Source organism: Flavobacterium lacustre (assembly GCF_027474525.2).
GTDB lineage: Bacteria > Bacteroidota > Bacteroidia > Flavobacteriales > Flavobacteriaceae > Flavobacterium > Flavobacterium lacustre.
Window position 1 is genome coordinate 3,442,430 of sequence record NZ_CP114882.2, and the last position, 9,714, is coordinate 3,452,143.

Annotated in this window: 10 protein-coding genes; 4 read left to right on the top strand and 6 right to left on the bottom strand. The window is 34.6% G+C overall.

Going from position 1 to position 9,714, the window contains the following annotated elements; translation table 11 throughout:
* Window positions 1–127: 127 nt before the first annotated feature.
* The 3 genes from dnaJ to hisS form a co-directional block, all read right to left on the bottom strand.
* Window positions 128–1,240 carry a molecular chaperone DnaJ gene (dnaJ, locus tag O6P34_RS14880; protein WP_269685307.1) on the bottom strand — a complete coding sequence of 371 codons (1,113 nt, stop codon included), beginning with the start codon at window positions 1,238–1,240 and terminating at the stop codon, window positions 128–130.
* A 74-nt stretch (window positions 1,241–1,314) separates the two neighbouring features.
* Window positions 1,315–1,893, bottom strand: coding sequence for a nucleotide exchange factor GrpE (locus O6P34_RS14885; RefSeq protein WP_269685308.1), 579 nt, complete (start codon window positions 1,891–1,893; stop codon window positions 1,315–1,317).
* Between the two features lie 312 nt (window positions 1,894–2,205).
* On the bottom strand, window positions 2,206–3,576 hold the full coding sequence (gene hisS, locus O6P34_RS14890; RefSeq protein ID WP_269685309.1) for a histidine--tRNA ligase: 1,371 nt from the start codon (window positions 3,574–3,576) through the stop codon (window positions 2,206–2,208).
* Window positions 3,577–3,909: 333 nt separating this feature from the next.
* Here hisS and O6P34_RS14895 point away from each other — a divergent pair, with 333 nt between their 5' ends.
* The gene (locus O6P34_RS14895) at window positions 3,910–5,151 is read left to right on the top strand and encodes an ABC transporter permease (RefSeq protein WP_269685310.1); all 1,242 of its coding nucleotides are present in this window, start codon (window positions 3,910–3,912) and stop codon (window positions 5,149–5,151) included.
* A gap of 108 nt (window positions 5,152–5,259) precedes the next feature.
* Here O6P34_RS14895 and prmC read toward each other — a convergent pair whose 3' ends face one another.
* Window positions 5,260–6,117 (bottom strand): peptide chain release factor N(5)-glutamine methyltransferase, encoded by an 858-nt coding sequence (gene prmC / locus O6P34_RS14900; RefSeq protein WP_269685311.1) that lies wholly within the window; start codon window positions 6,115–6,117, stop codon window positions 5,260–5,262.
* Between the two features lie 25 nt (window positions 6,118–6,142).
* Window positions 6,143–6,631, bottom strand: coding sequence for a GNAT family N-acetyltransferase (locus O6P34_RS14905; RefSeq protein ID WP_269685312.1), 489 nt, complete (start codon window positions 6,629–6,631; stop codon window positions 6,143–6,145).
* A gap of 103 nt (window positions 6,632–6,734) precedes the next feature.
* Here O6P34_RS14905 and ribD point away from each other — a divergent pair, with 103 nt between their 5' ends.
* The 3 genes from ribD (at window position 6,735) to O6P34_RS14920 (ending at window position 9,096) form a co-directional block, all read left to right on the top strand.
* Complete coding sequence (gene ribD / locus O6P34_RS14910; protein ID WP_269685313.1) at window positions 6,735–7,799, top strand: bifunctional diaminohydroxyphosphoribosylaminopyrimidine deaminase/5-amino-6-(5-phosphoribosylamino)uracil reductase RibD; 1,065 nt, start codon at window positions 6,735–6,737, stop codon at window positions 7,797–7,799.
* Window positions 7,792–8,394 (top strand): HAD family hydrolase, encoded by a 603-nt coding sequence (locus O6P34_RS14915; RefSeq protein ID WP_269685314.1) that lies wholly within the window; start codon window positions 7,792–7,794, stop codon window positions 8,392–8,394. The genes ribD and O6P34_RS14915 overlap by 8 nt, the downstream gene beginning before the upstream one ends.
* Before the next feature lie 78 nt (window positions 8,395–8,472).
* Window positions 8,473–9,096 (top strand): IMPACT family protein, encoded by a 624-nt coding sequence (locus O6P34_RS14920; RefSeq protein WP_269685315.1) that lies wholly within the window; start codon window positions 8,473–8,475, stop codon window positions 9,094–9,096.
* Window positions 9,097–9,125: 29 nt separating this feature from the next.
* Here the strand turns inward: O6P34_RS14920 and O6P34_RS14925 are convergent, their stop codons facing one another.
* On the bottom strand, window positions 9,126–9,530 hold the full coding sequence (locus O6P34_RS14925; protein WP_269685316.1) for an acyl-CoA thioesterase: 405 nt from the start codon (window positions 9,528–9,530) through the stop codon (window positions 9,126–9,128).
* Window positions 9,531–9,714 lie beyond the last annotated feature (184 nt).

Consider the following 9,714-nt stretch of genomic DNA (forward strand, 5'->3'; position numbering starts at 1 on the left):
GGTGTAAAAGTAAATAATTAGGTCCAAAACAGGTATAATTGTTTACATAAAAACCCCATCCTTGATTTGACAAGAATGGGGATTATATTGAATGAGACGCGATAAATCATGTCCCTGTTGTTTTTTATTAAGAGAACATATCTTTTACTTTTTCGAAAAAGGACTTGTCTGACTTCTCTGGATTTGGAATGAAATTTTCATCCGTCAGGTTTTTTTCAAAAAACTGTTTTTGTTCTTTATTTAATGTTTTTGGAGTCCAAACATTTACATGAACCAGTAAATCTCCGTTTCCGTATCCATTAATACTTGGAATACCTTTTCCTTTCAAGCGAAGAATTTTACCGGATTGAATGCCTTCTTCCAATTTGATTCTCACTTTTCCGTTGATAGCTTCAATATCTTTTGAAATTCCTAAAACCGCTTCCGAAAAACTCACATATAAATCGTAATGTAAATTCTCTCCTTCACGTTTCAAAAACTCATGTTCAATCTCTTCAATAGCAACAATTAAATCTCCAGGAATACTATTTCCCGGGGCATCATTTCCTTTATTGGAAACCTTCAATTGCATGCCGTCAACCACTCCTGCAGGTATTTTTATTGAAACCGTTTCGTCCTCAAGAATCATTCCTTGTGAATCTGCATCGGCTGGTTTTTTATCCAAAATCTGACCTGAACCATTACAAGTAGGACAGGTTGAAGCAGATTGCATTCTTCCCAAAATAGTATTTGTCACACGCATCACTTGTCCTTGACCGTTACAGGTAGAACAGGTTTTATAGATTACACCAGGAGCTTGAACTTTACGTTTTACTTTGACTTTTTTCTCCACGCCATTGGCAATTTCTTCCAATGTCAATTTTACTTTTATACGAAGATTACTTCCTTTTGCACGACGGGCTCTTCCTCCGCCTCCGCCACTAAAACCTCCGAAACCGCTTCCGAAAATATCACCAAACTGACTAAAAATATCATCCATATTCATACCGCCATGACCACCGCCAAAACCTCCAGAACCATCAAAAGCTTGATGTCCGTATTGATCGTATTTGGCTTTTTTCTGAGGATCACTTAATACTTCATAGGCTTCAGCAGCCAATTTGAATTTTTCTTCTGCCTCTTTGTCGCCTGGATTTTTGTCAGGATGAAATTGTATAGCGCTTTTTCGGTATGCTTTTTTTATTTCAGCAGCATCTGCACTTCTTGAAATGCCTAATATTTCGTAAAAATCTTTCTTCATTTTTATTTTTTTATGCAATACAGACACAATTTATTGTGTCTTTGTCCCATTAATAAGATACGATTTACGTGTCTCTATTGACCTATAACAACTTTAGGAAAACGGATAATTTTATCGCCTAATTTATATCCTTTTTCAAGAACATCAACGATTTTCCCTTTCATTTTATCTGAAGGTGCAGGAATTTGAGTAATTGCCTCAGCAAAATCAGCATCAAAACTGTCTCCGGCTTTAACCTCAACTTGCTCTAATCCTTTTGAAACTAAAGTAGATTTTAGTTTTTCGTGGATAAGTTCTACCCCTTTCAAAAGCAATTCATCTTCACTTTTGCTGATTTCAATCATGGCTCTGTCAAAATCATCTAAAACAGGAAGCATAGCAAGCAACACTTCTTGATTAGCGGTTTTAAACAACTCTATACGTTCTTTTGTAGTTCTTCTTTTGTAATTTTCAAACTCAGCAAATAGTCTTAGAAATTTATCTTTTTCTTTTGCTAAATCTTGTGTTAGTTGCTCTTCAACACTTAATTCCTCAATAATGATTTGTTCGCCATTTGCATTTTTTTCCAATGTTGCATCATCTATTTCTTGATCGATTTCTGTATTTTCAGTAGTCATAGTACTCTTGGTTTTAAAAAAATTCTTAAAGTTCATTTTTTATTCTTTTTTTGGATTGCAAAAGTACTGCCAAATCTCGTAAAATGTCAAATTGTCACCTTTTGAAACCATACTTTTTTAATTTAACAGCTTTAAATACTTTAGAAAAATCGATTGGCATCAAAAAAAATTTAATATAATTTTAAGACTATTTCGATTTAGTTTGGATAAGTTTGTACTCGTACTTTACTCAAGTATGCTATTTATATAACCCCTATGAAATTAAGGTCCGTCTAAATAATTATTAATTCAACATTACCTTATATTAAAAAAAGCTTCGTTTAATCAACGAAGCTTTTTTTTATGCGTTTAAATCAAGGCCTTTTTTAAACCTTCAAAATCAAGCGAAACTTGTTCTCCGGTACTTAAATTCTTCAACGAAAAAGTATTCGAAACCATTTCCTGATCGCCAACAATAACTGCAAACGGAATATTTCTATTATCAGCATGTTGAAATTGTTTGGCCATCTTAGCGTTATCCGGATATAATTCTACTTTCGCTCCTGAATTTCTTAGTTCTTTTATGGCTTTCATGGCATAAAAAGCTTCTTTTTCACCGTAATTAATGAACAAGGCTTTTGAGGTTGCCGTAACCGTGTCCGGAAATAAATTCAATTCTTCGACAACCAAATAAATTCGGTCCAATCCGAAAGAAATCCCAACACCACTCATGTTTTTTAAACCAAAAATCCCGGTCAAATCATCATATCTTCCACCACCGCCGATAGAACCCATCGAAACTGATTTTGGCGGAGCCACTTCAAAAATAGCACCTGTATAATAATTAAGTCCTCTGGCCAAAGTTACATCCAAATCTAAAATCGCAGTTGACAATCCCAGTGCTGTAACGTTGTCACAAATGAAACGCAATTCCTCCACTCCTTTCAGCCCTTCTTGCGATTCAGCAAGCAAAACCGAAAGTTGGTTTATTTTTTCAGATATTGTTCCAGTAAAACTAAAAAGCGGTTGCACTTTGATAATAGCTTCCTCTGAAATTCCTTTTTCAATCATTTCTTTTTTAACGCCGTCTTCCCCAATTTTATCCAGCTTATCTAGCGCTACGGTGAAATCAATCAACTTATCGGAAGCGCCAATGACTTCGGCAATTCCGGATAATATTTTTCGGTTATTGATTTTTACCGTTACTCCTTCTAAACCCAAAGCAGTAAAAACAGTATCATATAATTGTACCAACTCCACTTCCTGCCACAATGATTTAGAACCAACCACATCTGCATCACATTGAAAAAATTCTCTAAAACGGCCTTTTTGCGGGCGATCGGCACGCCAAACCGGCTGAATTTGGTATCTTTTGAAAGGAAATTCAATATCATTTTGATGTTGCACCACATAACGGGCAAACGGCACAGTGAGGTCATAACGCAACGCTTTCTCGGAAATACTTGACGTTAATTTGGTACTGTCTTTATTCTCTAAATGTGTAGTATTGGCTTTAGCCAAATAATCCCCGGAATTCAATATCTTAAAAATCAAACGATCACCTTCTTCGCCGTATTTCCCCATTAAGGTTTCGGAATTTTCAAAAGAGGGTGTTTCTATCGGTTGAAAACCAAATTTTTCAAAATTACTTTTTATGATTTGAATAATATATTGACGTTTTGCCACCTCTGTTGGTGAGAAATCTCTTGTTCCTTTTGGAATACTTGGTTTTGATGCCATTGTTACTTTACGAATTATGAATTATGGATTACAATTTTTTGAAATTGTAATTCTGTGCAAATATCTTATTTTTAAAATTATTCTGTTAAAAAAATAGTGTCTTTTATTTACAGCGTCCTTAGCCCAGATAGAAATGGAAAGCCCGGACTGAAAAAGACTAATTTTTCTTGCCCAGAAAGAGCGACCAAGGGAAGCTCCTTTCGGGGCGTAGAAAAATAGTTTTTTGAGGGAGGACTTGTAATGGAAAGCTGGAAATAGCTCCTGAAAAAATAATTATTCTTTTAGGAAAACAAACTTGTAACAAAAATTGTATTTTCGTGTCAAATAGCCACTATGTTTAAATTATTTAAAGAAAATATCCGAATTGCTTTTGGTTCTATCCGAACACAATTGCTGCGAACTATACTTACTGTATTGATTATTGCTATTGGAATCACGGCTTTGGTGGGAATTCTTACTGTTGTTTCGGCTCTGGAAAACACTATTTCAACAGATTTTGCTTCGATGGGCGCAAATACGTTCAACATTAATCAATACGAAAATACGACGCGAAACCGTGGTCGTGATGAACGCGAAATTATCAATCCTATTATTTCTTATCCGGAAGCGGTTGCGTTCAAAAACAAATTTAATTATCCTTTTACGGAAACTTCTCTTTCGTTTACAGCCACTTCCTCGGCAGAAGTAAAATATGAATCGACAAAAACCGACCCCGAAATTAGCATTGTTGGTGTTGACGAACATTTTATAACTAATTCTGGTTTGGAAACGAGTTTAGGACGAAATTTTACCAATTTTGATATCGACAACAACACTTATGTTTGTATTGTAGGTTCTGATTTTGAAAAAGGATTGCTAAAAGACATCAATCCTATTGACAAGACCATTTCGATTCGAGGTGCGAAATTTAAAGTTATCGGAGTGCTGAAAGAGAAAGGCTCAACCTTTGGCAACAGCCAAGATTTAAGGGTTTTAATTCCGATACAAGTGGCGCGTTCTTTGTTTACGGCACCCAATATCAATTATACGATGAGTGTTATGGTCAGCAAAAAAGAATTGCTGGATCAGGCTATTGATAATGCGACCAGCACGATGCGAAGAGTTCGAAAATTGAGTCCAATTCGGGATAATAATTTTGGAGTGGTGCGAAGCGATGATCTTATTAACCGAATTTTGGGGATTACAAAATACTTGGGTTGGGCTTCATGGATTATCAGTATTATAACAATTCTGGGGTCTTCGATTGCTTTAATGAATATCATGATTGTTTCGGTAACGGAACGTACTCGCGAGATTGGAGTTCGTAAAGCGTTGGGCGCCAAAAGAACAACTATTGCTTTTCAGTTTTTTATTGAAACCTTACTTATTGGCCAATTTGGCGGTTTGGTGGGAATTGTTTTAGGGATTCTGATTGGTTTTGGAATTTCAACAGCTATGAATTTTGTGTTTGTAATTCCGTGGGGCGCTATTTTAGCCGCCTTTGCAACTAGTTTTTCAGTAGCTATTGTTTCCGGATTATATCCTGCTTTAAAAGCCTCAAAACTTGACCCGATTGAAGCGTTGCGTTATGAGTAATGTAAATTCATTTGATACTTTATACCATTTAATAAAAAACGTCTTGATTGCTCAAGACGTTTTTTATGGCTTATTTTCTAAAGTTTTTTTGTTTCCAATCTAAACCTGTTAGCTGAAACTGGCTTTGGTCATTCTGTCGTTCCCGTAAATATCTTTTCTTAATTCGACCGTTTTGAAGTTCATTTTTTCGAGCAAATCAACCATTTCTTTACCTAAATACTGATTGATTTCAAAATACAATTGTCCGTTTGGCAAAAGATTTTTCTGTGCCAATTGGGCTATTTTTTTATAAAAAACTAAAGCATCATTATCGGCAACAAAAAGCGCTAAATGTGGTTCGTTTTCTAAAACATTTTTCTTGATTTCCTCTTTTTCTAAATTTCGAACATACGGAGGATTCGAAATAATGATATCAAACTGCTGGAGCAAATCTACGGTTTCCAGAATATTTTGATGGATAAAAGTAACATTCACCAAATTATTTGCTGCGTTTATTTTGGCTGTAGCCAAAGCATCTTCAGAAACATCTAATGCAAAAACAGTTGCATCGGGAAGATTTTTCGCCAATGAAATAGCGATACAACCACTTCCGGTTCCAATATCCAAAATTTTTACTTTTTGACTTTCGACTTTCGGTTTTTGACTTTCTAAAATCCATTCGACTAATTCCTCCGTTTCCGGCCTTGGAATCAAAACAGCAGCATTGACTTCGAAATCCAGCCCATAAAAACTAGTTTTCCCTAATAGATATTGTATCGGAATTTCATGTTTTAATTGTTTCAAAATCGCATTCCAAACTCCTATTTCTTCTTCCGAAAAAACCAAATCAGGATGCAAAGCCAAATCAATTCTTTTTAATTGCTGTTTTTCTTCGAGTATTAAATAGAAAAAACTCTCCGCTTCTCCGGCATCATAAATTGGAGTAAGTTCTTGGATAAATTGCGTTCTGTATTCTTTTATGTTCATTTTATTGATTTTCCGATTCTATATATTAATGCAATTCTTTCAACATCCAAACCGGACAGCTAGTGTGACCTGTACTTCCCATCGAAGCACAAATATATTCAAATCCCGATTTTGTATATAATTTTTGAGCGGCATGCATAAAAGGCATCGTTTCAAGATAACATTTTTCAAAACCAAAATCTTTCGCACTTTGCAAACAAGTAGCCATCATTTGAGTTCCTATTCCCAAACCACGTGTTTCCGGCAAAAAATACATTTTTTGCAATTCACAAATTGTTTCTGCTTCATTTTCTAATGGAGCAATTCCGGCTGAACCTACAATCTTTCCGTCACTTTCAACAACATAATAAACCGATTTAGGTTTGTTATATTCCTCAAACATTAAATCTAAATACGGGTCTTCGTAAGCAGTTCCTACTTTTGGAATATTCAATTCGTCAAAAACAGCACGTATCAATTGTGCTACCGCTGCATTGTCTTTTTTTTCTATTTTTCTGATAACCCAATTCTTCATTTTTTCAGCAACTAATTAAGAGTACAAAAATAGCCATTGTTTATTGTTCTTTTCTAAAGTTTTAAAACTAAATCTTAAACTCAAAAATTAGTACTTTTGTAAAGTGAAACTACATGAAAAATACATAAAACGCTGCATTGAACTAGCCAAAAATGGCTTAGGAACCACGTATCCCAACCCAATGGTAGGAAGTGTGATTGTTTATGAAGACCAAATAATCGGGGAAGGCTGGCACAAAAAAGCGGGTGAACCCCATGCCGAAGTTAATGCCATAAACGCTGTAAAGGACAAGTCTTTATTGAAAAAAGCGACTATTTACGTGAGTTTAGAACCCTGCAGTCATTTTGGAAAAACGCCTCCTTGTTGCGATTTGATTATCAAAAATAAAATTCCTAATGTAGTTGTAGGAACTGTAGATCCTAATATAAAAGTCGCAGGAAACGGTATCAAAAAACTAATCGAAGCCGGCGCAACGGTCTCAGTTGGCGTACTTGAATCGGAGTGTTACGAATTGAATAAGCGCTTTTTTACTTTTCACGAAAAGAAAAGACCTTATATTATTCTAAAATGGGCCGAAACCAAAGATGGTTTTATCGCTCCCCATCCTATTCTTCGGGAAACGGAAAATGACAAGGAGAAAAAACCGTTTTGGATAACCAATACATATTCCAGACAATTAGTCCATAAATGGCGAACCGAAGAACCAGCCATTCTTGTGGGAACCCAGACAGCAGTTGATGATAATCCGAAACTTGATGCACGCGATTGGTTTGGAAACAATCCCGTGCGATTAGTCATTGACCAGAATAATCGCATTCCGAAAGACCATAATCTATTTAACAATCAAGTTAAAACTATACTATTTTCAAAATCGAAAACAACTGTTGAAAAAGAAAACACTATCTTTGAAGTGATTGATTTTGAACTCAATATAGCCGAACAAATTACAACTGTATTATACCAACACCAAATTCAATCCGTAATTATAGAAGGCGGAAGACAAACTTTGCAGACTTTTATTGATGCTAATTTGTGGGATGAAGCGCGAATATTTATTGGAACTGCTTCTTTTAAAGAAGGAACAAAAGCACCAATAATTACCCGAAAAAACATTGAAAAACACGCTGTTTACACCGATGAATTACTAATACTGAGAAACCATGATTAATGCTATCATTTTTGATTTTGGAGATGTATTTATCAATTTAGATAAAAAAGCTACTATGGATGGCCTGCAAAAACTAGGCTTATCGGAATGGAATAGTGATTTAGACCAATTGAATCAACAGTTTGAAATGGGACAGATCACACCGGAAAATTTTATTTCGGGATTTCAAGAACACATGCCTAAAGCTTCTGCCGAAGAAATTCTGGCTGCCTGGAATGCCATACTTTTAGACTTTCCTTTGTACCGATTAGAATTTTTGCAAATGCTTTCTAAGAAATACCGGTTATTCCTTTTGAGTAATACGGATTCCATTCATATTGAAACTTTCGAACAAAAAAGTGGCGCTTCCTTTTACAGTCATTTTTATCAATGTTTTGAAAAAGTCTATTTTTCATTTGAAATCGGGATGAGAAAACCCAATCCCGAAATTTATAATTATGTGTTAAACAAACATGATTTATCGGCAAAAAGAACTTTATTTATCGATGACAAAAAAGAAAATACTGATGCTGCAAAAGCTTTGGGAATTCAGGTTTGGAATTTACAGGTAGGCCAAGAAGATGTTGTTGACTTATTTGAAAAAAAAATAATTTAAAAAAATCAAAGACAATGGCAACCCCATTTTGAAATTGGAATTGATTTTTGAACTTGATGTTGATATTGCCATTGCACAATGAAAGACACTTATAATACTATTGCATTTCCATCCGAAGAAACCCTTTTTAAAGAAAAAAACAGTAAATTCTTTGGCTATGCCTTCCCTATTGAATCCGAAGATGAAGTAAAACCCATCACAGACCACTTACGAAAACAGCACCCGAATGCCTGTCATTACTGCTATGCGTATCAATTAGGCGCCGACTCAATAACTTACAGAGCAAATGATGACGGTGAACCAAGCAATACAGCAGGAATGCCAATATACGGTCAAATTCAATCTTTTGGAGTAACAAATATTTTATTAGTTGTTGTTCGGATTTTTGGTGGTGTAAAGTTAGGAGTCGGCGGATTGATTTCTGCTTACAGATTGAGTGCGCAACTCACACTTGAAACCTGTACAATAATTGAAAAAACAATCGATGTTCATTATACCATCTCTTTTGATTATAAAAATATGAATAAAGTGATGCGTGTTATTAAAGAAAAAAAACTTGAAATTGTCGTACAAGAAATGGAAATAAACCAAGATTCGGGGTTACCAATTGGTAAAATTGAAATCAAAACCCGAAAAAAAAATGCCGAAACAATATTCGACATTTTTAATTCAATGTTTGAAATCGATATAAAACGACTCTAATTAAGCTTCAAAATTGCTTCTTTTACAATTTATTCCATCGTTTTTAACAATTCTAAAATATAATCAGGAGGCGCTGTTGGACGACCCGTTTTTAGAGACACAAAAACCAAAATAAATTGGGCAGTTGTTAATAACTCTTTTGATTCGTTATAAATAGCACAATCAAATTCTATCTTCACTGACGACTGACTTTTGAAAACAGTATGAACGGTGAGCAGCTCATCATATCGTGCTGATTTTTTGTAATTTATATTCATGGAAACAATTGGTAGCGCAATACCGCTTTCCTCCATACTTTTATACGAAATCCCTTTGTTTCTAAGCCATTCCACTCGTCCTATCTCAAAATAAGGAATGTAATTTCCATGGTAAACTACGCCCATTTGATCGGTTTCGGAATAGCGAACACGAACTTCTATTTGATGATCTTTCATTATTTATTTATTAAAAAAATTAAAATTTTAAAACCTCCTTACAACAATATTTTATAAAATTATTGCCCAATTTATTTTTTTTTACAGAAATTTGTTCACATATTTGTTACCCCGAAAAATATTAAAAAATAAGTCCCTTTTTTTTAAAAAAACTAGTACCGAATAAAATAATTTAACCGAATAT